Origin of the sequence: Acidithiobacillus albertensis, from assembly GCF_001931655.1 — a bacterium.
Taxonomy (GTDB): Bacteria; Pseudomonadota; Gammaproteobacteria; order Acidithiobacillales; family Acidithiobacillaceae; genus Acidithiobacillus; species Acidithiobacillus thiooxidans.
Genome location: NZ_MOAD01000001.1, coordinates 317,444 through 343,607 on the forward strand (window position 1 = coordinate 317,444; position 26,164 = coordinate 343,607).

Below are 26,164 nucleotides of genomic sequence, written 5' to 3' on the forward strand. Positions count from 1 at the left end.
GATTTATAGATGGATATTGCTGAACTACTCACCTTCGCGGTGAAGAATAACGCATCAGATACGCACATATCTGCGGGTCTCGCACCCATGTTGCGGATTAACGGCGATATACGTCCCATCAATGTTGAAGCACTGGACGGAAAGGCTGTCCACGCGATGATTTACGACATCATGTCCGATTCCCAGCGAAAATGGTATGAAGAAAATCTGGAAATCGATTTTGCCTATGAACTGCCCGGTATTGCGCGTTTTCGGGTGAATGCTTTTAATCAGGATCGGGGTCCCGCTGCGGCATTTCGCACTATTCCGGCCAAGGTGCTGAGTCTGGAAGATCTCAATGCGCCAAAATCTTTTACGGAAATTATTAATATCCCGCGTGGACTGATACTGGTTACCGGACCAACCGGGTCTGGTAAGTCCACGACCCTGGCGGCTATGGTGGATCATATCAACGCTAATCGGCCAGATCATATTATTACCATCGAAGATCCCATAGAGTTCATCCATACGGCTAAAAAGTGCCTGATTAATCAGCGTGAAGTGGGGCCGAATACCCATTCCTTCGAAAACGCCCTGCGTTCGGCGCTGCGTGAAGATCCGGATATTATTCTGGTCGGTGAGTTGCGTGATCTGGAAACCATGCGGCTTGCCTTGACGGCAGCAGAAACCGGACACATTGTTTTTGCGACGCTACATACCAGTTCAGCACCAAAAACCATTGATCGTATTGTCGATTCTTTCCCGGGCGGGGAAAAGGACATGGTCCGCTCCATGTTGTCTGAATCCTTACGGGCGGTCATTTCGCAAACCCTGCTGAAAACTGCCGATGGAAAAGGGCGGGTTCCAGCTCATGAAATCATGATTGCCACGCCGGCTATTCGTAATCTCATTCGCGAAAATAAAGTGGCACAAATGTACTCAGTCATTCAGACCGGACAAAACCAGGGCATGCAAACGCTGGATCAATGCCTGGCAGATTTGGTGCGTGCCCATAAAATTACTCGCGAAGAGGCAATGCGCCGGGTGCAGAACAAAGACAGTTTTATGAATGTGGCCTGAGGAATATTGAATGTCTGTACTGGATGATCTGCTGGCATTGATGGTCGAAAAAAACGGTTCTGATTTGTATCTGACTGTGGGTTCTCCGCCGGTCATGAAAATTGATGGACGCGCCGTAAATCTGGGTACAGATATGTTGAAACCCGGGCAAGTGCTCAGTCTCGCCAAGGAAATTCTGGGGATGGAGCGTCTGCAGGAATTTCAGCACGAAAAAGAAATCAACATGGCTATTTCAGCTACAGGCATCGGGCGTTTTCGGGTCAATGGATTTTATCAGCGTGGTGAACTGAGTTTTGTGTTGCGTGCCATTAAAACCCAAATCCCGACCCTGGAGCAGCTCAAATTGCCACCCATTCTGAAGGATCTCGCCATGACTTCGCGAGGTCTGGTGCTGTTTGTGGGCGCGACCGGTTCGGGTAAAAGTACCTCATTGGCTTCCATGATTCAGTATCGTAATCAGAATGCTGCCGGTCATATCCTGACCATCGAAGATCCTATTGAATTTATTCATAAGAATCAGAAATCGATTGTCAATCAGCGGGAAGTCGGCATAGATACGCTTAGTTATGAAAGAGCACTGGAAAATGCCCTGCGTGAGGCGCCTGATGTGATTTTGATTGGTGAGGTGCGTAATAGGGATACAATGGATCACGCCATGGCCTACGCAGAAACCGGGCACTTATGCATGTCTACTCTGCATGCCAATAATGCCAACCAGGCCATTGAACGCATCATCAACTTTTTCCCCGAAGATCGGAAAAAGCAGTTGCTGATGGATTTATCCCTGAATCTGAAAGCCGTTGTTTCCCAGCGACTTCTGCCCATCAAGGGGCAGGCGGGACGTATTGCCGCCATTGAGGTGTTGATTAATACGCCGGCGATTGCTGATCTTATCTACAAAGGCGAAGTCGGAATGCTCAAGGAAGCCATGGGTCGCACCAATGATGTGGGCATGCAAACCTTTGATCGGAGTCTGCTGAATTTATACGCTCAGGGTTTGGTGGAATATGAAGATGCGCTCCGTGCCGCCGATTCTCAAAATGATTTACGTTTGGCTATCAAGCAGGATTGCTTGCGTCGCGGTTTGGATGACCCAGGGGTTAAGCATTCTTCCGAGGATAAGTGGCAAATATAGCGGGAAGCCCTGTGTTTTGGTTTCTGGATGCACTAGCAGCCTTGGATCTCCTGGCCTGGCTGGTGCTGTTTTTTGCCCGGGGATTTTTCTGGCGCGCTGATCAGCGCTTGCCGGTGCTCTCCGCAGAATTCCTGAAAGCCGCTGAAACCAATACCGCCGGTCTTCCGGCGGTGACGGCCATTGTCCCGGCACGTAACGAGGCCGAAGGCATCGGACCCTGTGTAACGGCTTTGCTGCGCCAGAATTATCCGGGAGAGCTGCGGGTCATCGTAGTGGATGATCAAAGTGAGGACGGAACTGCACAGCGTGCGAAAATAGCCGCTGAAAAGGCAGGGGCTTCAGATCGTCTGCAGGTTCTCAGTGGAACAACGCTACCCGAAGCGTGGGCGGGCAAAGTCTGGGCCATGCACCAGGGTGCGCTGGCTGCTGAGGATGTGTCACTGCTGTGGTTTACCGATGCGGACATTGTCCATGGTCCTGATGTGCTCACCCGCTTGGTGGCCCTGCAGCAGCGTGCAAACCGCGCATTGGTGTCGCTGATGGTGATGTTGTCCTGTCACAGTTTCTGGGAGCGCTTGCTGATCCCGCCCTTCATTTTCTTTTTTCAGATGCTTTATCCTTTTCCCTGGGTGAATGATCCGCGCCGCAAGCTGGCTGGAGCCGCAGGCGGGTGCATGTTGTTGCGGCGGGATTTACTGATGCAGGCAGGGGGCTTTGCTGCCATGCGCGGGGCCTTGATTGATGACTGTACGCTGGCTGCCTTGTTGAAAACTCAGGGCCCGATTTGGTTAGGGTTGGGTACCGAAAGTTACAGCCTGCGTGACTATCGTTTTCTCGGCGAAATATGGCGGATGGTGACACGTTCGGCCTACGTGCAGCTGGAGTTCAGTCCATGGCGGCTGTTGACGGCGACAGTGGCCATGCTTTTTCTTTACGCCGTACCACTGATTTTGTTGATTGCCGGATGCTGGGAGCAGCAATGGCTAGGGCTGATCCTGTCGGCATTGACCCTGGCCCTGATGTTCAGGGCTTATTTACCCAGCGTCCGCCTCTATGCACAGAACAGCCTCTGGGTTTTGACCTTGCCCCTTGCAGCCATGCTTTACATGCTCATGACGCTGGATTCTGCACGCCGTCACTATCTGGGCAAAGGGGGCGCCTGGAAAGGGCGCCACTATGACCAGTCTGGAGAAAAACACTGATAAATGGCGCAGAATGGATGCGTTCTTATCGATAATGCAGTAGATACCGCCATTCAAAAGCCATTTTGGCGGCATGCCAGAGGGGATTGGGGAGAACGCTGGCGTGGTCCTTATTGCGAAACACCATGATGCCGCTGTCCAGCGCATCCACAATGCACACCAGCTCAGCCCGGAAAGGCTTGTCAGAAGCCTGGTTCTGGAGATTTAAAACCGCATTGTGCACGGCGGCTTCGGCCTGCAGGTCGGCGGTATGGCCCTGCTTGGGCAGCCAGTCCGGACTGTTGGCGTAGGATCCCGCATCGCCCACCACAAAAACCCCCGGATGTCCGGGAACCTGACAGTACTCATCCGCCTGGATAAAGCCACCGGTCGAAAGCGGTAAACCGGATTGTTGTGCCCAATCAGGTCCCGTCATGCCGGGCATGAAGAGAATCAGATTTGCCGCGATTTCGCCACCTTCCGTCATGACTTTATCTGCAGAAAATCCAGTGATTTTATGACCGAGATGCGTCTTGATCTGGCGTTTTTCCATTTCGGCCAGCAATCCGGTAACTGCTTTGGCACCCAGGCGGTTACCGGGTTCGGTCATGGGATTAAAAAATACCAGATCAATCTGTTCACGCCTGCCGGTTTTGCGCAGATAACTGTCAATGCCAAACAGGAGCTCAAAAACAGGCCCGCCGCGCACAGCGGTGGGCTCCTGGGGATTACCGGCAAAGCCAAAGGCGATAGTGCCCTTGTCCAGGGCCGCCAGGCGATCGCGAATTTGCTCGGCAGCCTCAATACCGTCACAGATGGCCAGGCTATGCTCGATGCCCGGCAATTTGCGCAGACCCCGGCCACCGCTGGCAATAATCAAAATATCGTTGACTATTTCACCCTGATCAGTAACCACCGTCCGACCTGCGTCGCGCAATTCCGTCACCCGCCCGGCATGGAAATGCACATTTTTGCGCTGAAAAAACCAGTCAAGGGGGATGCGGAGCTGCTCACCCTGACGGAGACCGGTGGGAATCCAGATCAAACTGGGGTAATAAATGAACTCTGCCTTGGGGGCGATGAGGGTGATTTCGGCATCGGGTAACTGCCGGCGAATTTGCCGCACGGCGGTCAAACCCCCAAACCCTGCTCCTATAATGCTGACTTTGTGCATGTTATCGGTCCTCGTTCATGGGTTTCCATATAAAAGCATCCATTTCGATGCATGAGTATATCGCAAAACCTTTTCCGGGATATTGCACCATAACGGAAGGCAGCATACCGAAAAGTCTTATCCTAAAAACGGCATCTGCCGTGGGTGCTTTGCCGCGACTTTTGTTTTGAGCCGTTGTTGTTCTTGGCGAAATCCTGCGCCCTTCAGGAGAGCTGTTTGAGCCCGCAGGGCGAGTTCTCTCCTGACAGCAGGATGAGCCCTAGAACAACAGGCGAGGAACAACGGAGCAAAAAGCACCCACGGCAGATGCCGTTTATGGATCAACTTGTGCGTCGATACACCAGATCATAAACACTGTGTCCGAGTTTTTCGCCACGACGTTCAAAACGGGTCGGAATACGATTGGCGGGTCGCTCCGAAAAGCTATTTCCAGAATCCGTATTTATCAGGCCCTGGGTCTGATTGAGGACGGTCAGCATTTGTTCTGCGTAATCAGCCCAGTCCGTTGCCAGTTGTAATTCTCCACCCGTTTTGAGCAGGCGCTGCAATGTGTCCGCGAACTCAGCCTGAATCAGGCGGCGTTTTTGTTGCCGGGTTTTCGGCCAGGGATCGGGAAACTGAATGATGATGTGCGCAAACAAAGCATCTGGCAGGGTTTTCATCCAGGCGGCGACATCATCATGAATAATACGGATGTTATCAATGCCCGCTTTTTCCATCTGCAACAGGAGAGAGCCGACTCCGGGAGTGTGTACTTCTGCACCGATAAAACTCTGATCGGGATTTGCGGCGGCAAGGGCGGCAAGATGTTCGCCGTTGCCAAAACCGATTTCCAGGGTGATGTTCCGTTGCCCATTCCAGGGATCCTGCCAGGGTTCCCCGGTTGGGATTTGCAGAGCGGGGAGGGCGTCCTGAATCACCCGACGTTGTGCGGCGGTAATACGTCCCTGGCGTAATACAAAACTGCGAATCGGGCGTTGCCCGGTATTGAGCGCTTCTTCCATGACAGGCATTATAACTCGTTTAATGTGCAGGCCTAGAGAGGAGAGCAGGCATGGAACATCCCCTGGTCGGGGTGGTAATGGGCAGCAACAGTGACTGGGAAGTCATGGTCGCTGCGACAGAACAACTGCAGGCATTGAATATTCCCCATGAAAAGCGGGTGGTTTCGGCGCATCGAACCCCGGACCTGCTTTTTGATTATGCCGCGACGGCCGCATCCCGGGGGCTGCGCTGCATTATTGCCGGAGCGGGCGGCGCTGCCCACCTGCCGGGGATGCTCGCCGCCAAAACCCTCTTGCCGGTATTGGGTGTGCCGGTGCCTTCCCGACATCTGAACGGCATGGATTCACTCCTGTCCATTGTACAGATGCCCAAGGGCATTCCGGTAGCCACTTTTGCCATCGGCACTGCGGGTGCCGCCAATGCCGGTCTTTTCGCCGCAGCCTTGTTGGCGGCAAGTGATCCGATGCTTGCCCGGCGCCTGCAGGATTTTCGTTACCAACAGGAAGCAGCCGTATTAGCCATGACTTTGCCGGATTCTGAGCCATGATTTTACCCGGTGCCACCCTCGGAATTCTGGGAGGTGGGCAGTTGGGTCAAATGTTTACGCTGGCGGCCCGGCGCATGGGTTATGGTGTATGGGTTCTCGATCCTGATCCAGATTGTCCGGCGGCGGCCGTGGCAGACCGTCATCTTTGTGCACGCTATGATGATTTTTCTGCCTTGGAACTTTTGGCGGATCACTGTGCAGCGGTGACCGCCGAGTTTGAAAATGTCCCTGCCTCGGCCATGATTTATCTGGAAGCGCGAATACCTGTGCGCCCCGGCTCCACGGCGTTGGTCATTGCCCAGGACCGGGTCCGGGAAAAGACCTTTTTTCAGGACCTCGGTCTGGAAGTCGCGCCTTTTGCACTGCTCAGACAAAAGGATGATGTGGAGCTTGTGCCACGAAAGCTGAGTTTTCCTGCCATCCTGAAAACTACCCGCTTTGGGTATGATGGCAAGGGGCAACAGAATGTGACCACGGCCAGCGAACTTCCAGCCGCATGGGCCAGCCTGAATACCCCGGAAGCCATTCTGGAGTCACGGATTAAACTGGTGCAGGAGTTTTCCGTAGTGCTGGCGCGTTCAGTGGAGGGGATGATGGTGTTTTATCCCCTGGCAGAAAATCGTCATCACCATGCTGTGCTTGATCTCAGTATTGTGCCCGCCCGAATTCCAGAGGCACTACAAAATCAGGCGCGACAAAGCGCGGCGTGCATTGCTGAGGCGCTGAACTATGTCGGTGTGCTTGCCGTTGAATTTTTTGTGGAGGAAGAGGGCCGTCTGTTGGTCAATGAAATGGCCCCGCGCCCCCACAATAGTGGTCATTATACCATTGATGCCTGTGTCAGCAGTCAGTTTGATCAGCAGGTACGTGCGCTTTGCGGGTTATCCCTGGCAGATACCCGTCTGCTCAGCCCCGTAGTCATGATGAATCTGCTGGGTGATTTGTGGGAAGAAGGCGGACCGGATTGGCAGAAGCTGTTCCAGCATCCGCAAATCAAGGTTCATTTGTACGGCAAGAAGGAAGCCCGCCCCGGTCGCAAAATGGGCCATGTAAATGCCTTGAGTTCTGATGTCGAGCGGGCTTTGGCGGTGTTGGAGACGCTGCGCCAGGACTGGAACTGGCCGCGTTAACTGCCTGCCCGCTGAAAAAACGGCAACTGCCGTTTTCAGGATTAAGTCTGAACGCGGCGGCTCAACCACTGGGCGATCAGGAGCAGGACGGCGCAACCCACAAAAAAAGCCATACTCCAGTGGGTGATGGGCCATCCTGCCAGGCTTTTGCTGCCAGCCAGCGCACAGGAACCATGGCCGGATAAGGTCGAGGCTAAATCATTTCCCAAGCCGCCCAGGGCGGGACTACTCTGAAAAACCTGGACCGAAGAGCAGGTTTCTATCTGATCTGCCGCCATCTGCGTCAGGTGCCACTGCCACCCTGCCAGGGCTGCGCCCAGCAGGGCATATAACGCTGCCAATATCCATAAACCCTGGCGTACCGTGCCTTTCCAGAAAAAGCCCATGGTAACAATGACGATGACGGCCAGATCAGCCAGACGTTGGTAAACACAAATGCTGCAAGGTTGCTCACCTTGCGCAAACTGCAGCCACAGCACCAGCGAAAAGGCAAGGATGCCAGCCAGAATGACCAGAGCCGCCAGCCAGGATGCGTATCTGGACGCAGTCATTGTGCGTGAATAATTTCTGACCATTGTTTGTTGTTGGGTAAACCAGGGACATAACGAATTTTGCCATCCTGGCGATAGACCAGAAAAGGCACACTGGCTCCGGGAATCCCGAGCACTTCGGCTTCCTTGTTGACCAAAAGCGAAGCATTGAAATTCAGTACATCACTCATTTTATTTTGTACGGCTATGGGCGCAGGATCTATGCCCCCTTCTGGACCATCTTTGGTACTGAATTTATTTTCATTCAGTTTCAGGGCTGCTAGCGGGTCCTTGGCCGCGAGAATGGCAGCAGCTTTACCGGCGCTACTGGGTGTCAGAAAACCTACGGTAATGAATCTGACCTGTATTTGTTTGTTATGGATTGGGTTTTGCAGCCAGGTATAGATTTCATGGCAATAAGGACAATTGGGGTCGTAAAAATCATAAATAATCGGTCCCTTGCTGCCTTCCTGAATGTAATGGGTGTGGGTCAGGGCCTGCCAATAATCCTGATCCCCGTCACTGCCTGTTGCTGGTCCAGCGACGGCAACGGTCGAGGCGCTCTGAACAAGTAGAACCCCCAGCAATAAGCAAAGCGTCAGACAAGTCCGGTGCAAATTTTTCAGTGCATGAATCATGGGCATAATTCCTTGTATGCTTCAGTTGTGAGGCAAAATGGATATCATTTGGGCGTGCAGCCCATCAAACATCCCTGGACCCGCCTTTCATGATCCGGGCCTTGTCCCTTTGCCATTCCCGCTCTTTGATCGTTGCCCGCTTGTCATGTTCCTGTTTGCCCTTGACCAACGCTATTTCTGCCTTGGCCCGGCCCTGCTTCCAGTACATGGCCAGAGGGACGATGGTAAAACCCTTGCGTTCCACGCTGCCAATCATCCGGTTGATTTGCTCGCGGTGCATCAACAGCTTGCGGGTTCGGGTAGGATCAGGGTGAATGTGTGTGCTGGCGGTCAGCAGGGGGCTGATATGCGCACCCAGCAGCCAGAGCTCAGCGTCTTTGACAATGACGTAACTGTCCTTGAGGTTCAGGCGCCCGGCGCGCATGGATTTGACTTCCCAGCCTTCCAGGACGATTCCCGCCTCAAAACGTTCTTCTATGAAATAATCGTGTTTCGCCTCACGATTCAGGGCGATGGTGCTGCTCATTGCACAACTCCCGTGCCAGTCAGCCGATGATTGTACGTGAAAAAAGGGGTATGCAGAAAGTGGCATTGACTTTACATGCCCTCCTGTGGAATTTTTGCTCAGTGCGAAGGGAGGAACATGGTGGAGTCCAGATTGTTGACGGGGCACTTGCTACGACGTCGTACCCGGCAACAGGAGGCTATTCCTGACTGGGCGCTGCTGAATGACATGCAGTCCATTGCCGCATGGCTGGAAACCCGCTTGAGCGCCGCGTCCAGGGAAATTTTACTGGAAAATTATATTTTTGTGGCGGGTCTCTGGCCCCAGCAAATTTTGCGGATATTATGCGACAAAGCCCTGACCGGAGTGGCGGTATATATTACGCTCGATGCCCTGGGTAGTCGCAGCTTTCCCGAAAGTTGGATTAGCGAGCTGCGCCAGTCTGGAGCGCACCTGCATTTTTATCACCGTTTGCAACTGAAGGGGCTGGAAAAGCGCTTGCGGCGTACCCACCGTCGTATTGTCGCGATTGATGGCCAATGGCTGGCCGTTGGTGGCTTTGCCCTGGATGATGAGTGGCTGGATGCCAAACCAGGAAGTCCGCCTTACCGGGACATGCTGTTTGCCTGTCGTGGTGCTCTGGTGGATCGTGGTCGGGAAATATTTTTCCGGCACCGGCCGGAACATCTGCCAGCCCTGCCTGCCGGAGTGAGTGAAGAAATGGCGTTCTCTCCAGAATCCTGGGGCGAAGGGCGATTTCTCGAAGGAACTCCGCCTGCCAGTTATGCGGTGCGCCGACGCTTGTTGGCGGCCATTCGGGGGGCGCGCCAAAGCATCTGGATTGCGACGCCCTACTTCAATCCTGATCCGGTGATATTGCGCAGTATTTATCGGGCGGTGCAGCGCGGGGTGGATGTGCGGTTGCTGCTGGCTGGACGCATTACTGATCATCCACTTTTGCGATTCGGGATTCAGGCGTATTATCAAAAACTGATGCGTAGAGGCGTGCATATTTATGAATATCAGGGCGCTTTCCTCCACGCCAAGTACGTATTGGTAGACCGATCCTGGGCGACACTGGGTTCGGCAAATTTTGATTTCCTGAGTTTGTGGTTTAATCACGAGCTCAATCTTGAACTGCGTTTGGCCCGGGTATCCTTGCTGTTGCACGGATTATTTGTGCGTGAATTTGCCATATCCCGAAAAATCGATCCAGAACCCTGGCGTAAACGCCCCTACTGGCGACGTTTGCCGGAATGGTGCCTGGCTCAGCTCGATCGCTGGGTGCAGGCCCATGCCATGGGTCAACGCCGTTATTGAGAGGATGCATGCATCATATTTGTAAAACGGCTGTGTTGCCGTACAGCGCGGGTCAGGTTATGGCCCTAATTGAAGATATTCGTTCCTACCCACAATTTCTGCCCTGGTGTGGCAGAACCCGAATCATTCAGGATCGGGGCGAAGAAGTGATTGCCGAAATCACCATTTCTCATGGTGCATTTGGTAAATCATTTACCACCAAAAACCGCTATCAGCGCCCCAAGCTGGCAGAAGTGCGTCTGGTGAATGGTCCTTTTCGTTTTCTGGAAGGATTGTGGCAGCTTGAACCTGACTCCAAGGGCACCAGGGTGACGCTGGATATGCGCTTCGAATTTGCCTCACGGCTGGTGGGCGCGTTTCTGGAGCCCATTTTCAAGCAGGCAGCTGAAACCATGGTGCAGCGTTTTGCGCAAAGAGCGCGCGCTGTATATGGCCCCCCTGCAGCCATTCCGGTAACAGGGGACCGTCCATCTTCTTAGGTTTTCACCCTAAAAACGGCAGTTGCCGTGGATGCTTTTTGCTCCGTTGTTCCTTGCCTGTTGTTCTAAGGCTTATCCTGCTTTCAGAAGAGAACTCGCCCTGCGGGCTCAAACAGCTCTCCTGACGGGCGCAGGATTTCGCCAAGAACAACAACGGCTCAAAACAAAAGTCGCTGCAAAGCACCCACGGCAACTGCCGTTTTTAGGTTTATCCGTCTAGGCGTCGGGTTTTTCCGGGCTTTTAACTGTGCCTTTCACATCCCCCTGCACGCCGATGAGCTTGTCGTCCTTGTCAAAAAGGACAATCACCTTGCGAACCTGGGTACTGCTATAGGCTGGCTTATAGCTATAAGAGTAAATCCATTGATGGGGGTGCCAAGGGTCCTTCAGCAGTGGTGAACCCAGAATGGTACGCACTTGCAGCGCATCCATACCCGGATGCAATTCTGCCAGTTGCTGGCTGGTGACGACGTTACCCTGCTGTACGGCAACCCGATAAATACTGCAGGCTCCGAGCGAGAGGGCACAAAAGGTAATCAGGGTAATCAGGCGGAGGCTTCTCATAGTCCTTGTCTTAAGCGTCAGGTACAACTATCCTAAACCATTACGCATGGGAATTGCTACGAGCACATGAACTACGAAAAATTGAATAGTGACGAATTGAAGCGGGCTGGTCTGAAAGCTACATTGCCACGTCTGAAGATTCTCCGCATTTTTGAGGACAGTGACACCCGGCATTTAACGGCGGAAGAAGTGTATCGTCAGTTGCTGGATGCCGGCGAAGAAGTGGGTCTGGCCACGGTCTATCGGGTATTGACCCAGTTTGAGATGGCTGGTCTGGTACGCCGTCATCACTTTGAAGGGGACAAGGCCGTTTTTGAAATGAACGAAACCGGTCACCATGACCATATGGTCTGTACGGCTTGTGGCAAGGTTCTGGAGTTTTTTGATGAGGCGCTGGAAGCCCGTCAAAATGAAATCGCCGGAGCTCAGGGGTTTTTCATCAGCGATCATAGCCTGTATTTGTACGGGACCTGTCTGGGAATGCAGGAATCCGGGGTCTGTTCTTTGCAGGCTCCAGCGGGCAAATAATTTTCTGAACATTTGCAAAGTTAGTTGCTGAGTACCAGATTATCACGGTGGATGATTTCCACCTCGTCAATATCTCCGAATAATTCCAAAAGCGTCTTGCTGCTTTTTCCCATTCTCAGCAGGACATCTTCATAAGCAAAATTCACCAGGCCACGGGCTATTTCCTGTCCTTCCGGGTCGACGCAGCATAACAGATCGCCGCGCTGAAAATCGCCCTCGGCAGCAGTAATCCCTACAGGTAGCAGGCTGCTACCTTTTTCGCGCAAGACCTTTACCGCACCGGCATCCAGATGCAACAACCCGTTGGTGCGGAGCTGACCGACCAGCCAGCGCTTGCGTGCCGCCAGCTTGGCGACGCCGGGCCGAAAATAGGTGCCCAAAGGTTCTCCCGCCCAGATGCGCAGCAAGACATCCTCAGCGCCACCCGGCGCGATGATGGTGGCCGCACCAGATTGTGCCGCACGGCTGGCTGCGTGGACCTTGGTGCTCATTCCGCCGGTGCCGACGGCGCTGCCGCTGCCCCCGGCCATGCCCAGCAGGGCAGGATCCCCAGCCTCCACTTCGGTCAGTAAACGGGCATCAGGGGCTTTACGGGGATCCTGGTCGTACAAACCCGCCTGGTCCGTCAAAATCACCAGTAAATCAGCTTCCAGCAGGTTGGCAACCATGGCAGCGAGAGTATCATTGTCGCCAAAACGGATTTCGGTGCTGGCAATGGCATCATTTTCATTGATGATGGGAATGACCCCGAGTTCCAGCAGCGTACGCAGGGTTGCTCGCGCATTCAGATAGCGATGGCGTTCCTGAAGGTCTTCGTGGGTCAGCAGGACCTGACTGCCGTGAACCCCGCCCCGGCGGAGGAATTCGTTATACACCTGAATCAGTGCTGCCTGGCCGACGCTGGCTGCCGCCTGCAGCTGGTGCAGGGCATTGGGGCGGCTCGTCCAGCCCAGGCGCTCCATGCCGGCTGCCACGGCGCCGGAAGAAACCAGTACGATGTCCAGGCCATGCCGGCGTAGCACCAGCAGTTGTTTGACCCAGGCCTCAATAGCAGGGAGGTCCAGACCTTGGCCATTATTGGTGAGCAGGCTGCTACCGATTTTAATGACCCAGCGCTGGGCATTTTTAAGGTCGCGGCTCATTCATCGTCATCCCAGTCGGCGCTCAAATCATCACCTTCCCACTCTTCCAGATATTTTTCCTCTTCATCGCCCCATTCTTCCGACTGTACTGGATCAGGTGCGGGTGGCAGATCTGGCAGTGCCTGCCAGATGGCGTGGGTGAGGGTATTGCAGCCCGCACCGCTGGCAGCGGAAATCAAAAATGCCGGACCATCCCAGGAAAGCTCGGCACGAATCTCCTGAAAACGCGCCTCGCCTTCTTCAGCGCTGAACAGGTCGGCCTTATTGACTACCAGCCAGCGCGGGCGCTGAGCGAGGGCGGGGCTGTAAGCGAGCAGCTCTTCTTCCAGACCGCGAATGTTCTCGGCAGGGTTACTCTCATCCACAGGAGCCATGTCGACCATGTGCAGGAGCAGGCGGGTTCGACTGAGATGTTTCAGAAAACGGGTACCTAGCCCGGCGCCCTCGGAGGCTCCGGGGATCAGGCCGGGAATATCCGCGAGAACAAAAGATTCGTGGGTCGCCACCCGGACTACGCCGAGATTAGGGTAGAGGGTGGTGAACGGGTAGTCTGCTACTTTCGGACGGGCCGCACTGACTGCCCTGATCAGCGTGCTTTTGCCCGCATTGGGCAGGCCCAGCAGGCCGACATCGGCCAGAACCCGCAGTTCCAGGCGAAGATTGCGTTCTTCTCCCAGCGTGCCTTTTTCATATTGACGGGGTGCGCGATTGATGCTGGATTTGAAATGCAAATTGCCGTGTCCGCCGCGTCCGCCTTGAGCGACCAGCAAACGTTCCCCGTCTTCGCGCAAATCACCCAATAATTCACGGGTGTCGTCATCGTAGACCAAGGTGCCCACCGGGACGTGGATTTCCTTATCCAGACCCGCGCGCCCGGTCATTTGTCTACCCGCACCACCATGCCCGGTTTCGGCCCGGTAACGGCGCTGGTAGCGGAAATCTATCAGGGTATTGAGGCTGGCCTGGGCGACGAGGAAAACGCTGCCACCGCGGCCACCATCACCACCATCTGGACCGCCAAAGGGGATAAATTTTTCCCGACGAAAGCTCAGGGAGCCGTGCCCACCGGTACCCGAAGCAACATGGATGCGTACTTCATCAATAAACTTCATAAAAAACCCCGCTCCCGCAAAAACGGGGCGGGGTCCCTCTGCGCAGAGGCCGGTTCAGGCCACGGATACGACGCTGACGGTACGTACCTGGCGCGGTCCCTTGCGCTCGAATTTTACGACCCCTTCTGCGGTGGCAAAGAGGGTGTGATCCTTGCCGATACCGACGTTGCTACCCGGATAAAACTGGGTGCCACGCTGACGAATGATGATGTTGCCGGGGATAACCAGCTGTCCGGCGTAACGTTTCACGCCCAGGCGCTTGGATTCTGAATCGCGTCCATTGCGCGAAGAGCCACCCGCTTTCTTATGTGCCATGACTGTGCTCCTTAGGCTTCAATGCCGGTAATGCGGACTTCAGTAAAATACTGACGATGTCCCTGCTGCTTACGGTAATGCTTGCGCCGACGCATCTTGAAAATATGCACCTTGGCAGCCCGTCCCTGACTGAGCACGGTGGCCTTGACGGCTGCACCTGCTACCAGCGGTTGACCGACCACTACATCACTGCCAACGCCGACCATCAGTACCCGGTCCAGCGCGAGTTCCGCACCTGGCTCTGCTTCCATCTTTTCGAGCCGGAGCTTGTCGCCCACCGTCACCCGATACTGCTTGCCACCATTTTCAATGACCGCGTACATCACAAACCTCCAACAAGGGTTTTACCCGGTACTGTCCGGAAAAGTTCGCAAGGATAGCGTTATCAGTCTATTAACGCAAGAGGATGAAGACTTGTTTTGTTGGCTGATCTGCATCGGTGCTTAAATTGTCTGAACGAACCGCTCAAGCGCGTGGCAATAAGTGGTCCAGAGCATTGGCAAAGGCTTGGCGGTCGGCTTGGCTCAGAGTGGCAGGGCCGCCGGTACGCACGCCGGAATCTCGCAGTTGCTCCATCATATCCCTTATCCGTAGACGCTCACGGATGGTTTCGGAGGAGTACCGCTCGCCGCGTGGGCTGAGCGCATGGCCATTTTTCTCCAGTACGGCAGCGGCCAGGGGGATATCGGCGGTAATGACCAGATCGCCCGCTTCAATACGGCGCACAATTTCATTATCGGCCACATCAAAGCCGCCCGGCACTACCACGCTGCGAATATGAGCCGATTGGGGCACGCGCAGGGGCTGATTGGCGACCAGGGTCAAGGGCAGTTTCAGACGCGTACTGGCGCGAAACAGAATTTCCTTGATGACATTGGGGCAGGCGTCGGCATCGACCCAGATATGCATGGAAGGACTCGGATATTATAGAGGAATGGACCTTGGCATAGATGGAACTTGCTGGCAATGCCAACATCCCGTTATGTGGTAGCTAACAACCCACCTGAATGAGTTGAAATGTAGATGGCGGGTAAGCATCTGGAATGCCTTGTCCAATCACTTGCATCAGGCACCCCAAGTATGACAACCTGATTACAAGAGGTTGTAGCGCTGCAATAGCCAAAAGCGCATAAAAACCCGTAAATGAAAAAAGGAGGCAGGCACAGGCTGATCATGGACCCGATTACCTGCTGCAAGGAGCCTTGTAGGAATGTCTCAAACCCGTTTACATACCATTTTGCCCAGTGATTTCAATGATTCTCCGGATTTTCTTCAGGAGCCTGTGTCACTACCACCCCCGTACCGGGATGAAAATCAGCAGGTTGAAGCACTGCTGTCGGCGCTCAGCGGCAAGCTGAACTGGCTGAACGTCATCGATCAGGCGCGGCCCTGGGTGGAGGCGGTGCGCAAGCAGCCAGCCCCGTTCTGGGCTCTGGAGTCGCTGTTAAGGGAGTACCCCATCACTAGCGCCGAAGGCTTGGCCTTGATGCGTCTGGCCGAGGCCCTGCTGCGCGTGCCCGATACGGGTACGGCGGCCTTGCTGGCAGCGGATCAGCTGGGCAGGGCGCGCTTTGCCGGTGAGGAAAAACAGTCATGGATTACCCAGATTTCGGGTCGGGTGCTGATTCTATCCCGCCGTCTGCTTGCCGAAAAAGAAACACGCAGTCTGGTGCAACGACTGGGCATGAATACCGTCGTGACAGCAGCAGTGCGGGCCATTGCGCTACTGGGGCGGCAGTTTGTACTGGGGCAGGATCTTGGTGAGGCGCGCCGGCGCTCTGCCGAAGCCCGAAAAAAACAGCCCGCACTCTGCTATTCCTACGATATGTTGGGAGAAGGTGCCCGCAACAGTGCCGATGCAACCCGCTATGCGGCTTCTTATGAATCTGCCTTGCGCGTTTTGGCTACCCAACCCGGCAGTGGGGGTTCCCGGGAGCGGGATGGCATCTCCATCAAATTGTCAGCACTGCATCCGCGTTTTGAAGAAGCCCAGCGCGCCCGTCTGTGGAAAGAGCTGTTCCCCAAGTTGCAGCAACTGGCCGAACTGGCGGCTCAGGGGCGTTTGAATCTGACGCTGGATGCGGAAGAAAGCGATCGTCTTGAGTTGCAGCTCGATTTGCTGGATGCCTTGCAACAGCATATTGCCGGGCAGGCCACTTGTGCGGGCTGGGACGGTCTCGGCATTGCCGTGCAGGCGTATCAGAGCCGGGCAGATGCTGCCATTGACGAAGTTCTGGCCCGAACGCGCCGCAATCAGAGCCATTTGATGATGCGGCTGGTCAAGGGCGCTTACTGGGATATGGAAATCAAAAGAGCCCAGGAGATGGGCTTGTCCGGGTATCCGGTGTTTACCCATAAACATCATACTGATATCAGCTATCTGGCCGGTGCGGCGCGGCTCCTTGAAAACGCCAACGGTCCTCAGGCGTTGGTCTACCCGCAATTCGCCACCCACAATGCAGCGACCATTGCTGCTGTTTTGCAATTGGCGGATCAACAACCCGATGCCCGTTTTGAGATGCAGCGTCTGCATGGCATGGGAGAAGGAATTTATCGGGAGGTTTTACGCCACGCCCGCATTCAGCACTTGCGGATATATGCCCCGGTGGGTCGTCATCGCGATCTGCTTGCCTATCTGGTCCGGCGGCTTCTCGAAAACGGCGCCAACACGTCTTTTGTTCATCAGTTGGCTAATCAGCATGTGGCTGCCGAAGATCTGCTGATCAGTCCGCTCTGGCGGGCGGAAGAGACGGCCTTGCCCAAACCCATAGAGATTTACGGCCATCTTCATGGTGAATTACGACTGAACAGCCAAGGAATGGATATGACTTACATTGCTGAACGTAGCCCCGCCCTGGAAGCCGCATTGGCCCTGCGGGTAAAGACCCCCGAAGAAATACAGGTGGAAGAAGTAGACCCCTTAATGCACACACTGCATGCCGGGCAAATGCGCTGGGATGCAGTACCCGTCGAGCGTCGTGCCGAAATTTTGGCTCAGGCGGCTGAGCTGCTGGAAACCCGACAGGACAAATTGCTTGCTCTGATTATGCGCGAAGCACATAAAACTTTGGCAGATGCGGTTGCCGAACTGCGTGAGGCCGTAGATTTTTGCCGTTATTATGCCATTCAGGCCAAGGCGCTCATGCGCAAGGAAGCTCTGCCCGGTCCCACCGGTGAGGCCAACTCCCTGAGTCTGCGGGGGCGCGGTGTGTTCGTTTGTATCAGTCCCTGGAATTTTCCCCTGGCAATTTTTGCCGGTCAGGTTGTTGCGGCGCTGGTTACGGGCAATAGTGTGGCAGCCAAGCCCGCCGAGCAGACCATGGCCATTGCCCAGGCTTTTGTCGAACTTTTGTGGGAGGCCGGAGTTCCCCGTGATGTGCTGGCGCTGATGCCCGGTGCTGGCGAAACCGTAGGCGCGGCTCTGGTAGAGCATCCGCTGACTGGCGGCGTGGTGTTTACCGGTTCAACAGGTGTTGCTCGCCACATCCACCAGGGTCTGGCGGCCAAGGAAGGCCCCATTGTGCCCTTGATTGCCGAAACCGGCGGCATTAATGCCATGATTGTGGATTCAACGGCTCTGGCGGAACAGGTGGTGGATGCAGTGATTGCCTCGGCATTTCGTTCCGCCGGACAACGCTGTTCGGCACTGCGTTTGCTCTGTGTACAGGAAGAATGTGCAGAAGAAATTCTAACCATGCTCAAAGGGGCCATGCAGGAACTGGTGATCGGAGCGACCATCCATTATGCCACTGATGTCGGACCCGTTATTGATGCCGAAGCGCAGGCCAATATTCTGGCACAAATTGCCCGGGTGGAGCAGGGCGGGGGAAAATTGCTGGCCCGTTGTGCCTGGCCCCCGGCTTTGCTGGAAAATGCCCGGGTTACGGATGATTCTGTAGCATTGACCATGCAGGACGATCAGCAGAGTAATCTGCATTTTGTAGCCCCCTGTGCGTATGCCATTACTCATGTCAGTCAGGTTCGCGAGGAAATATTTGGTCCGGTGCTGCAGGTGGTCACCTGGAAAGCCGGACAAATCGATGCCCTGGTGGATGCCATCAACGCTTTGGGATTTGGGCTGACTTTAGGTGTCCAGACCCGGATTGATGGGCGGGCGGCACATATCGCTGCGCGGTCCCGCTGCGGCAATGTTTACGTCAACCGTAACATGATTGGTGCAGTGGTTGGTGTGCAACCCTTTGGTGGCGAAGGCTTGAGTGGAACCGGCCCGAAGGCCGGTGGTCCCCATTATTTATTGCGCATGGTGGCCGAACAGACGGTGAGCATCAACACCACGGCAGCAGGAGGCAACGCGGAGCTGCTCTCCCAGGGCCGATTGTAAGGATTATACGGGGGCTTTGAGTATCGGTGTGTCGAAATTCTGTTCGCGTAACTGGATGTTTTTCAGTTCGGCGGCACGTTCGAAATCACGAATGACTTCCAGCACGTCGTGATCAATGAAACGGACTTTTTTGCCATCCAGAATCACTTCGGCGTCTCTGGGCAGCCTCTCCAGAATGTGGGAAAGACGCGCCTTGTTGACGAAAGTCACCTCCCTGTTCAGGGAGATTTTGTAGGCGTTGCCCTCCCGTCCAATATCGATGGCGCTGTGATAGTTGGCTTTGAGGACGAAGAAAATACCCGTGAGCAGTCCGATGACTACGCCGGTAATCAGACTGGTGAACAAAATCGCAATAATGGTGATGAGGAAGGGCAAATACTGGGATTTATCCAGCCTGAACATTTTTTGAAAAATTTTCGGATGAGCCAGTTTGAAACCGACGAAAATCAGGATGGAAGCCAGGGCAGCCAGCGGAATGTGATTCATCAGCGTAGCCAGAAACAGGACGGCCAGCAACAGAAAAATCCCGTGCAAAAAAGCGCTGGCTTTGGTGCGTGCCCCGGCCGCCACGTTGGCCGTGCTCCGCACTATGACGGCGGCAACCGGAAGTCCACCAATGAGGCCGCTGGCGATGTTGGCCACTCCCTGTCCCAGCAGTTCGCGGTCAAGAGGGGTGCGTCTTTTGAAAGGATCCAGTTTGTCGGAGGCTTCTGTGGAAAGCAGGCTTTCCAGGCTGGCAATAAAGGTGATGGCGATAGCGGTCATCCATACGGTTTTTGAACCGATCATGCCCCAGTCAGGCATTTGCAGCATGCCCCTTAAGTCCGCCAGAGAACGAATTTCAGGCAGGTTGACCAGATTGCTTTTGTCGATAGCAAGCCCGGGCAGGGCATGGACAAACAGCACATTCAGGAGGGTTCCGAACACCACCGCCATCAACGGGCCGGAGAGCCAGGTCTGTTTGCGCAGGACGGCTATCTTATCCCAGACAATCAGGATGACCAGGGCCAGTACGCTGACCAGCAGCGCTCCCCATTCCACATGGGCGAGTGCGGCAATAACGGCACTGAAGGTGTTTTCTCCATGGGCATCAAAAAAATCCTGATTACCAAATTCGCCAATATCAAAACCAATGGCATAGGGAAATTGTTTGAGGATGATGATAATCCCGATGGCCGACAAAATACCCTGGATGACGGCCGACGGGAAAAAATAAGCCACCACCCCTGCACGCAAGAGCGCCAGAATAATCTGAATGCCGCCAGCAATAACCACAGCGAGCAGTAACGCCGGAAAACTGTGCAGGGTTTCCATGGCCACCAGCAGCGTGGCCACAATGGCTGGGGTGGGGCCACTGACGGCCAGGGGCGAGCGGCTGAACAGAGGAACCAGAACCCCACCCATGATGCCAGCGATCAAACCCGCAATCAGTGGGGTGCCGGAAGCCAGGGCGACTCCAAGACAGAGGGGCATGGCGACCAGAGCGACGACCACGGCGGCAGGCGCATCGGCCCGTAGATTTTTGAGTGGGGAAAGATTGATTGACTGATTCATGAAAAGTTCCAAAAAGATAGCAGGAAACTTATGAGTCGCGGAGCACGGTGCAAGCAATCACATGGTATCTTTTTAATTGCCAGTGAGTTTATAGGGGGGGCTGGTAATCAGCAAGCATTAAAAAAGGCCCCGGATGGGGCCTTGTCAGTTTGAAGCCGGTCTTCAATCAGGCGTGTTTGGCACGTACCTGTTTGGCTGCCTCGACCATGTTTTCCAGAGCCGGGGTGACTTCTGCCCACTTACGGGTTTTCAGACCACAGTCGGGGTTGATCCACAGACGCTCTGCGGGAACCACTTTGACCGCTTTTTCCATCAGGCCGACCATTTCTTCCACGCTGGGAACGCGGGGAGAGTGAATGTCATATACGCCAGGTCCGATTTCATTGGGGTAGTTGAAAGTGGCAAAAGCATCCAGCAACTCCATTTGTGAACGGGAAGTTTCAATGGTAATGACATCTGCATCCATGGCCGCAATGGCGGGGAGGATGTCATTGAATTCCGAGTAGCACATATGGGTGTGAATCTGCACGTCATCAGGCGCAATTTGCGCAGAAATGCGGAATGCACGCGATGCCCAGTTCAGATACTGATCCCAGTCCTTGCGCTTCAGGGGGAGTCCTTCACGGTAGGCGGGTTCGTCAATCTGGATGATGCCGATACCGGCGTCAATCAGGTCCTTGACCTCGTCGCGGATGGCCAGCGCAATCTGCAGTGCCGTTTTTTCACGGGGCTGATCATCGCGTACAAAAGACCACTGCAGGATGGTCACCGGACCGGTGAGCATGCCTTTCATGGGCCGCTTGGTGAGAGACTGGGCATATTTGCTCCAGGTCACGGTCATGGGGGTAGGACGGGATACGTCACCGAAAATCAACGGCGGCTTGACGTAACGTGAACCGTAACTCTGCACCCAGCCATGCCGGGTAAAAGCGAATCCAGCGAGCTGTTCGCCGAAGTATTCCACCATGTCATTGCGTTCGGGCTCGCCATGGACCGGCACGTCAATACCCAGACGTTCCTGTTCTTTCACGACCAGCGCAATTTCTGCTTCCATGGCTTTCTGGTAGTCGGCATTGCTCAGTTCGCCCTTGCGATTTTGCAGGCGGGCTTTACGGATTTCGGGGGTCTGCGGGAAACTGCCGATACTGGTGGTGGGGAAAGCCGGCAGTTTGAAGCGAGCACGCTGTGCGGCTTCACGGGCCTGGAAAGCACTTTTGCGCTGACCGTCGTCCTTACCCAGCCCTTCCAGACGCTGGGCAACAGCCGGGTTGTGGATACGTGGTGAAGTTTTACGTGCTTGTACGGCGGCACGGGCGGTTGACAGTTCCTGCGCTACGGCTGCCACGCCTTCACTCAGAGCGCGACCAATAAGGGCGACTTCATCGAGCTTTTGTACGGAGAAAGCCAGCCAGGATTTCAATTCGGTGTCGAGTTCGGTTTCCTGATCCAGATCAACCGGGGTGTGCAACAGGCTGCAGGAAGGCGCTACCCAGAGATGGTCTCCCAGCTGTTTATGTGCAGGTTCCAGGATCTTGATGGCTGCATCCAGGTCGGCGCGCCAAACATTGCGGCCATCTACCACGCCCAGAGAAAGCACTTTGTCAGCCGGATAATTTTTCAGGAAGCTGTCCAGCTGCTGCGGAGCGCGCCGCAAATCCAGATGCAGGCCGGCGACGGGAAGGGCTTTGAGAGCCTCGGCATGCTCCGCTACAGAATCAAAATAGGTGGCCAGCAATACCTTGGGGCTTTTGCCCTTGCTGAGGGTCTGGTAGGCAGAGGTCAGAGCCTGGTGCCATTCGGCGGGCAGATCCAGTGCCAGAGCGGGTTCATCCATTTGCACCCATTCCACGCCCATGCCGGCAAGACGCTCGAGTATTTCGGCATAAACAGGCAGCACCTTGGGCAGCAAAGTCAGACGGTCAAAGCAGGCATTACCCGCCGGTGCACCATGACCATGACAGGCGCTGTCGTCATGATGATGTTGGGCTTCGTGATGGGCTTCGGCATTCAGATCTTTTTCCTTGCCCAGCCACAGATAGGTGATGGGACCGACCAGTACGGGCTTGGCCTTGAGGCCTAGGGCCTGGGCTTCCTTGATTTGGTCGAACAGGCGTTCGCTGCCCAGGTGAAACTCCATGTTTTCATGGAATTCCGGCACAATGAAGTGATAGTTGGTATCAAACCATTTGGTCATTTCCATGGCGGGCTGGGTGCTGGAGCCGCGTGCCATGGCAAAAAAGGTATCTAGACCCACCAGACCGCCGGAGAATCCGTAACGGGGAGGAATGGCACCGAGGGTGCAGCTCATGTCCAGCATGTGATCGTAGAGGCTGAAATCTCCGACCGGGATGAAGTCCATCCCGCAGGTCTGCTGGATTTTCCAGTGACGGTCACGCAACTGGGCAGCGCGGGACTGCAGTTCCTGCTCATCAATTTCTTTGGACCAGAAGCTTTCCAGTGCTTTTTTGAGTTCGCGTTTATGACCGATACGCGGAAAACCGAGACTGTGGACGGACGTCATGGGCATTACTCCTCTGCGAAAATTGTCGCCATCATGCCCTGCCCGGAGTCTCGGCTCAAGAGGGAATTTTTAGGCATTCAGATGAAAAGCATTCATCAATCCATACGAAAGCCGCGATGCAGGGCAACAATACCACCCGACAGGTTGAACACCTCAACCCGTTCCAGACCGGCTTCTTCCATCATCATTTTGAAGGTTTCCTGATCGGGGAAGCGGCGGATGGATTCCACCAGATATTGATAGCTGTCTCGATCCCTGGCGACGAGTTCGCCAATGCGCGGCAGTAACTTGAAGGAATACAGATCATAAATGGACTGCAACCCCGGCCAGCGCGGGTGTGAAAACTCCAGAATCAATGCCCGCCCGCCGGTTTTGAGGACGCGGTGAATTTCCTTCAAGGCCCGTTCGGGATGGGTCATGTTGCGGATGCCAAAGGCCAGGGTGACCAGGTCGAATTCGCGGTCGGGAAAGGGGAGTTCTTCCGCATTGGCTTCGACAAACTCGACGCCTGCGATGATACCCTTGTCCGCCAGGCGGTTTTCGCCAACCGCCAGCATTTCCGGATTGATATCGGAGACCACAATGGAACCATTGGGTTTGATGCGCGGATAAATGGCGGCAGCCAGGTCACCCGTGCCTCCGGCGAGATCCAGCACCCGTTGGCCGGGACGGGGACGGGCGAGGTCAACCGTGAAGCGTTTCCACAGGCGATGCACACCCAGTGACATCAGGTCGTTCATCAGGTCGTATTTACCCGCGACACTGCTGAAAACCCCTTTGACCAGGTGTTCTTTTTCCGTTTCCGGAACTTCCTGATAACCAAAGTGGGTGGTGGGCACGAGCGCCTGATCCTGCATGTCCTCTCCCTGTTGATCACTCATACGCATGACTCCTGTGCAAATCGTAAATGCGGCAGCTTGTATTCAGACTGAGCGTAGCAGAAGACTGCCTTTTTCGCTGATATAATTCCGCAGCCGTTCTGGAAAGTCGGCGGTTACGGAGCCTGCTACCTCGGGTAATTCCATGAGTAAGGCCGTCCAGCGGCGCAGTTTGCCCAAGGATTCCCAACGCGGCAATGGCCGTAATGCGTGCAGAATTTCCATGCGCATGAATAAGGGAGCAAAGGCAGCATCCACCAGACTGAAATGTTGACCCGCAAAAAATGGTCCTTCGGCCATGTTTTTTTCCATCCGCTCAAGCTTGTCAAAAAGCTGGCGACTGGCCGCCGTAAAAGGTTCTTCACCCTGGGCCACCATCATCTGGAACTGATCACCAATCATTTCGCTGCCAAAGGCAATCCAGGCGCGGTGCCGGGCGCGTTCCAGCGGGTCAGAAGGATGCAGTGGCGGTGCAATGGTTTCATCCAGATATTCATTAATCACCTGAGACTCGAACAGTACGGCGTCAGTGCCGATTTTCAGGCAGGGGACCCTGCCCATGGGCGAAAGTTCGAGAAACCATTCGGGTTTGTGGGCGAGATCAATGTGCGTCAGTTTGAAGACTACCTGTTTGTGCAGCAGAGTAATCACCGAACGCTGTACATAGGGGCAGAGGGGGAAGCTGATCAGTTCCAGGGTCATGGCGTTCTCCTCGCATGAGCTTCAGCGTGCGACCAGGGCGCAACGATATAAAGCGACTTCTCCAAATAGGTTGGGTAACAAACGGTTGCGCCAAGTGCTGCGCCGCCGCTCATTGAGCACGACCCGCTGATGGATGGCGATGCCGTTGTCGGCACAGAGTTGTTCAAAGTCACGAATCGTACACAGATGGATGTTGGGGGTATCGTACCACGTATGGGGCAAGGCGTCTGTGGTGGGCATTTTGCCCAGCACGCCCAGTTGCCAGCGCGCATGCCAGTGTCCCATATTGGGAAAGGTGACAATGACCTCACGGCCGACGCGTAACATTTCCAGTAATAACTGACGGGGATAGGTAGAAGCCTGCAGGGTCAGGGAAAGTACTACCGTATCGACACTCTGGTCTGCAAAATTTTTGAGTCCCTGATCAAGATCCTGCTGAATGACCGGAATTCCGCGTCGGATGGCGGCGACGACCCGATCTTCCTCAATTTCCACCCCATAACCTTGCACGCCCTTTTCGGCGCGCAAATAGGCCAGCAGTTCTCCTTCCCCGCAGCCCAGATCAAGAATGCGGCTTTGCGGGGGAATCCATTCGGCGATAATGGCCAGATCCTGGCGTAGCTTCATAGTCCGATTTCCTCTGCAACACGTTGCAGATAAGTGCCGAGAACGGCGACATATTGGGGAATGGGCATTAAAAACGAATCGTGGCCGTGGGTGGCTTCAATTTCCGCATAGCTGACATCGCGATTACAGGTATATAGTGCCTGCACGATTTCGCGGGAACGTTCCGGAGAAAACCGCCAGTCAGAACTGAAAGAGACTACCAAAAATGCCGCTTGTACCCGGGCAAAGGCCTCTGCCAGGCTGCCGCCATACGCACTGGCCGGATCAAAATAATCCAATGCCTTGGTAATATATAAATAGCTGTTGGCATCAAAGCGTTCGACAAAGCTTGAACCCTGATAGCGCAAATAACTTTCCACCTCAAAATCTACATCAAAGCCAAAGGAAAAGGCCTTGCCGCCCCGGGTATCCCGACCGAACTTGGTGCGCATGGCGTCATCGGAAAGATAGGTGATGTGGCCGATCATGCGCGCCAGTGACAGTCCCCGGCGCGGTTTGGTGTCATGGGCATAATAACGGCCGTTATGAAAATCCGGATCCGTCATGATGGCCTGGCGACAAACTTCGTTGAAGGCGATGTTCTGCGCCGTCAGTTTGGGCGCAGCAGCAATGACCACGGCGTTACGCAGCCGGTCCGGATAATCCATGCTCCATTGCATAACCTGCATGCCACCCAGGCTGCCGCCAATAACCGCTGCCCATTGTTCAATCTCCAGATGATCGGCCAGGTCGGCCTGGGTTTTTACCCAGTCGCGGACGGTGACCATAGGAAAATCCAGACCCCAGGGACTGCCGGTTTCAGGATTGATGCTGGCTGGACCCGTTGAGCCTTTGCAGGACCCGATAAAATTGGCGCAGACGAAAAAAAACTGTTCAGTATCCATGGCCTTGCCGGGTCCAAGCAGATGCTCCCACCAGCCCGGCTTACGATCATCCATGTGATGATACCCGGCAGCGTGATGATCACCAGAAAGCGCATGGCAGAGTAAAATCGCGTTACTGTGATCCTTGTTCAAGGCCCCATAACTTTCATAAACCAGGGTGTAACCCGGCAAGCTGCGCCCACACTCCAGTTGCAGGTCAGCTGGAAAAGTGACCGTCTGCGGGGTTACCAGTCCAACGGAATCAGCGGGTATCTGAGCAGGCATTGTGTGCTTTTATAATCATCAAACAGAG

General features: G+C 54.8%; 26 protein-coding genes. 9 read left to right on the forward strand and 17 right to left on the reverse strand.

All coding sequences use genetic code 11. The features are described from left to right. Positions 1-9: 9 nt before the first annotated feature. Genes BLW97_RS01615 through BLW97_RS01625 form a run of 3 tightly spaced genes read left to right on the forward strand, consistent with a single transcriptional unit; the run spans position 10 to position 3,396 of the window. On the forward strand, positions 10-1,059 hold the full coding sequence (locus tag BLW97_RS01615) for a type IV pilus twitching motility protein PilT (protein ID WP_075322116.1): 1,050 nt from the start codon (positions 10-12) through the stop codon (positions 1,057-1,059). Between the two features lie 10 nt (positions 1,060-1,069). Further along, a complete protein-coding gene (locus tag BLW97_RS01620; protein WP_024893379.1) occupies positions 1,070-2,194 on the forward strand; it encodes a PilT/PilU family type 4a pilus ATPase in 1,125 nt (374 codons plus the stop codon). A gap of 11 nt (positions 2,195-2,205) precedes the next feature. Then, a complete protein-coding gene (locus BLW97_RS01625) occupies positions 2,206-3,396 on the forward strand; it encodes a glycosyltransferase (protein ID WP_075322117.1) in 1,191 nt (396 codons plus the stop codon). 25 nt (positions 3,397-3,421) lie between these two features. Here BLW97_RS01625 and BLW97_RS01630 read toward each other — a convergent pair whose 3' ends face one another. Then, positions 3,422-4,549 (reverse strand): NAD(P)/FAD-dependent oxidoreductase, encoded by a 1,128-nt coding sequence (locus BLW97_RS01630; RefSeq protein ID WP_075322118.1) that lies wholly within the window; start codon positions 4,547-4,549, stop codon positions 3,422-3,424. Between the two features lie 320 nt (positions 4,550-4,869). Then, positions 4,870-5,562 carry a tRNA (guanosine(46)-N7)-methyltransferase TrmB gene (gene trmB / locus BLW97_RS01635; protein ID WP_077218172.1) on the reverse strand — a complete coding sequence of 231 codons (693 nt, stop codon included), beginning with the start codon at positions 5,560-5,562 and terminating at the stop codon, positions 4,870-4,872. Between the two features lie 41 nt (positions 5,563-5,603). Here trmB and purE point away from each other — a divergent pair, with 41 nt between their 5' ends. Together purE and BLW97_RS01645 are read left to right on the forward strand one after the other, a co-directional pair. Continuing rightward, positions 5,604-6,101: a 5-(carboxyamino)imidazole ribonucleotide mutase gene (purE, locus tag BLW97_RS01640; protein ID WP_010641336.1), complete on the forward strand. Its 498-nt coding sequence runs from the start codon at positions 5,604-5,606 to the stop codon at positions 6,099-6,101. Next, on the forward strand, positions 6,098-7,231 hold the full coding sequence (locus BLW97_RS01645) for a 5-(carboxyamino)imidazole ribonucleotide synthase (RefSeq protein ID WP_075322119.1): 1,134 nt from the start codon (positions 6,098-6,100) through the stop codon (positions 7,229-7,231). The genes purE and BLW97_RS01645 overlap by 4 nt, the downstream gene beginning before the upstream one ends. Before the next feature lie 41 nt (positions 7,232-7,272). On the opposite strand, the gene BLW97_RS01650 is transcribed toward BLW97_RS01645, so the two are convergent. The 3 genes from BLW97_RS01650 to smpB form a co-directional block, all read right to left on the reverse strand. Continuing rightward, the gene (locus BLW97_RS01650) at positions 7,273-7,782 is read right to left on the reverse strand and encodes a disulfide bond formation protein B (protein WP_142089370.1); all 510 of its coding nucleotides are present in this window, start codon (positions 7,780-7,782) and stop codon (positions 7,273-7,275) included. Continuing rightward, positions 7,779-8,399 carry a thioredoxin fold domain-containing protein gene (locus tag BLW97_RS01655; protein ID WP_010641343.1) on the reverse strand — a complete coding sequence of 207 codons (621 nt, stop codon included), beginning with the start codon at positions 8,397-8,399 and terminating at the stop codon, positions 7,779-7,781. Before BLW97_RS01655 ends, BLW97_RS01650 begins: the two co-directional genes overlap by 4 nt. A 64-nt stretch (positions 8,400-8,463) precedes the next feature. Continuing rightward, a complete protein-coding gene (gene smpB / locus BLW97_RS01660; RefSeq protein WP_031569980.1) occupies positions 8,464-8,925 on the reverse strand; it encodes an SsrA-binding protein SmpB in 462 nt (153 codons plus the stop codon). Between the two features lie 117 nt (positions 8,926-9,042). Between smpB and BLW97_RS01665 the strand changes: the two genes are divergently transcribed. Beyond that, a complete protein-coding gene (locus BLW97_RS01665) occupies positions 9,043-10,224 on the forward strand; it encodes a phospholipase D-like domain-containing protein (RefSeq protein ID WP_075322121.1) in 1,182 nt (393 codons plus the stop codon). A gap of 8 nt (positions 10,225-10,232) precedes the next feature. After that, positions 10,233-10,703 carry a type II toxin-antitoxin system RatA family toxin gene (locus BLW97_RS01670; protein ID WP_075322122.1) on the forward strand — a complete coding sequence of 157 codons (471 nt, stop codon included), beginning with the start codon at positions 10,233-10,235 and terminating at the stop codon, positions 10,701-10,703. 216 nt (positions 10,704-10,919) lie between these two features. On the opposite strand, the gene BLW97_RS01675 is transcribed toward BLW97_RS01670, so the two are convergent. After that, positions 10,920-11,267, reverse strand: a complete 348-nt coding sequence (locus BLW97_RS01675) for an outer membrane protein assembly factor BamE (protein ID WP_010641350.1) — start codon at positions 11,265-11,267, stop codon at positions 10,920-10,922. Positions 11,268-11,333: 66 nt separating this feature from the next. On the opposite strand from BLW97_RS01675, the gene fur reads away from it, so the two are divergent. Beyond that, positions 11,334-11,795, forward strand: a complete 462-nt coding sequence (fur, locus tag BLW97_RS01680) for a ferric iron uptake transcriptional regulator (RefSeq protein WP_010641352.1) — start codon at positions 11,334-11,336, stop codon at positions 11,793-11,795. Between the two features lie 20 nt (positions 11,796-11,815). On the opposite strand, the gene proB is transcribed toward fur, so the two are convergent. The 5 genes from proB to BLW97_RS01705 all read right to left on the reverse strand — a co-directional run bounded on the left by proB (position 11,816) and on the right by BLW97_RS01705 (position 15,273). Next, complete coding sequence (gene proB / locus BLW97_RS01685; protein ID WP_075322123.1) at positions 11,816-12,937, reverse strand: glutamate 5-kinase; 1,122 nt, start codon at positions 12,935-12,937, stop codon at positions 11,816-11,818. Beyond that, positions 12,934-14,049, reverse strand: coding sequence for an Obg family GTPase CgtA (cgtA, locus tag BLW97_RS01690; protein ID WP_075322124.1), 1,116 nt, complete (start codon positions 14,047-14,049; stop codon positions 12,934-12,936). Before cgtA ends, proB begins: the two co-directional genes overlap by 4 nt. 54 nt (positions 14,050-14,103) lie before the next feature. Beyond that, positions 14,104-14,364 (reverse strand): 50S ribosomal protein L27, encoded by a 261-nt coding sequence (rpmA, locus tag BLW97_RS01695; RefSeq protein ID WP_010641358.1) that lies wholly within the window; start codon positions 14,362-14,364, stop codon positions 14,104-14,106. Between the two features lie 11 nt (positions 14,365-14,375). Further along, positions 14,376-14,687 carry a 50S ribosomal protein L21 gene (gene rplU / locus BLW97_RS01700; protein WP_010641361.1) on the reverse strand — a complete coding sequence of 104 codons (312 nt, stop codon included), beginning with the start codon at positions 14,685-14,687 and terminating at the stop codon, positions 14,376-14,378. A 142-nt stretch (positions 14,688-14,829) separates the two neighbouring features. Next, positions 14,830-15,273: a YaiI/YqxD family protein gene (locus BLW97_RS01705; RefSeq protein WP_075322125.1), complete on the reverse strand. Its 444-nt coding sequence runs from the start codon at positions 15,271-15,273 to the stop codon at positions 14,830-14,832. Between the two features lie 301 nt (positions 15,274-15,574). Between BLW97_RS01705 and BLW97_RS01710 the strand changes: the two genes are divergently transcribed. Beyond that, complete coding sequence (locus BLW97_RS01710) at positions 15,575-18,706, forward strand: L-glutamate gamma-semialdehyde dehydrogenase (protein ID WP_207650536.1); 3,132 nt, start codon at positions 15,575-15,577, stop codon at positions 18,704-18,706. Between the two features lie 3 nt (positions 18,707-18,709). Here the strand turns inward: BLW97_RS01710 and BLW97_RS01715 are convergent, their stop codons facing one another. The 6 genes from BLW97_RS01715 to metX form a co-directional block, all read right to left on the reverse strand. Continuing rightward, on the reverse strand, positions 18,710-20,260 hold the full coding sequence (locus BLW97_RS01715) for a SulP family inorganic anion transporter (protein ID WP_075322126.1): 1,551 nt from the start codon (positions 20,258-20,260) through the stop codon (positions 18,710-18,712). A gap of 166 nt (positions 20,261-20,426) precedes the next feature. Then, the gene (gene metE / locus BLW97_RS01720) at positions 20,427-22,781 is read right to left on the reverse strand and encodes a 5-methyltetrahydropteroyltriglutamate--homocysteine S-methyltransferase (RefSeq protein ID WP_075322127.1); all 2,355 of its coding nucleotides are present in this window, start codon (positions 22,779-22,781) and stop codon (positions 20,427-20,429) included. A 95-nt stretch (positions 22,782-22,876) separates the two neighbouring features. Beyond that, entirely contained in the window at positions 22,877-23,662 is a 786-nt protein-coding gene (ubiE, locus tag BLW97_RS01725; protein WP_075322128.1) for a bifunctional demethylmenaquinone methyltransferase/2-methoxy-6-polyprenyl-1,4-benzoquinol methylase UbiE, read from the reverse strand. A 42-nt stretch (positions 23,663-23,704) separates the two neighbouring features. Further along, a complete protein-coding gene (locus BLW97_RS01730) occupies positions 23,705-24,361 on the reverse strand; it encodes a glutathione S-transferase family protein (RefSeq protein ID WP_075322129.1) in 657 nt (218 codons plus the stop codon). A gap of 21 nt (positions 24,362-24,382) precedes the next feature. Continuing rightward, on the reverse strand, positions 24,383-24,988 hold the full coding sequence (gene metW, locus BLW97_RS01735; protein ID WP_010641373.1) for a methionine biosynthesis protein MetW: 606 nt from the start codon (positions 24,986-24,988) through the stop codon (positions 24,383-24,385). Continuing rightward, on the reverse strand, positions 24,985-26,136 hold the full coding sequence (gene metX / locus BLW97_RS01740) for a homoserine O-succinyltransferase MetX (RefSeq protein ID WP_010641375.1): 1,152 nt from the start codon (positions 26,134-26,136) through the stop codon (positions 24,985-24,987). Before metX ends, metW begins: the two co-directional genes overlap by 4 nt. Between the last annotated feature and the right edge of the window lie 28 nt (positions 26,137-26,164).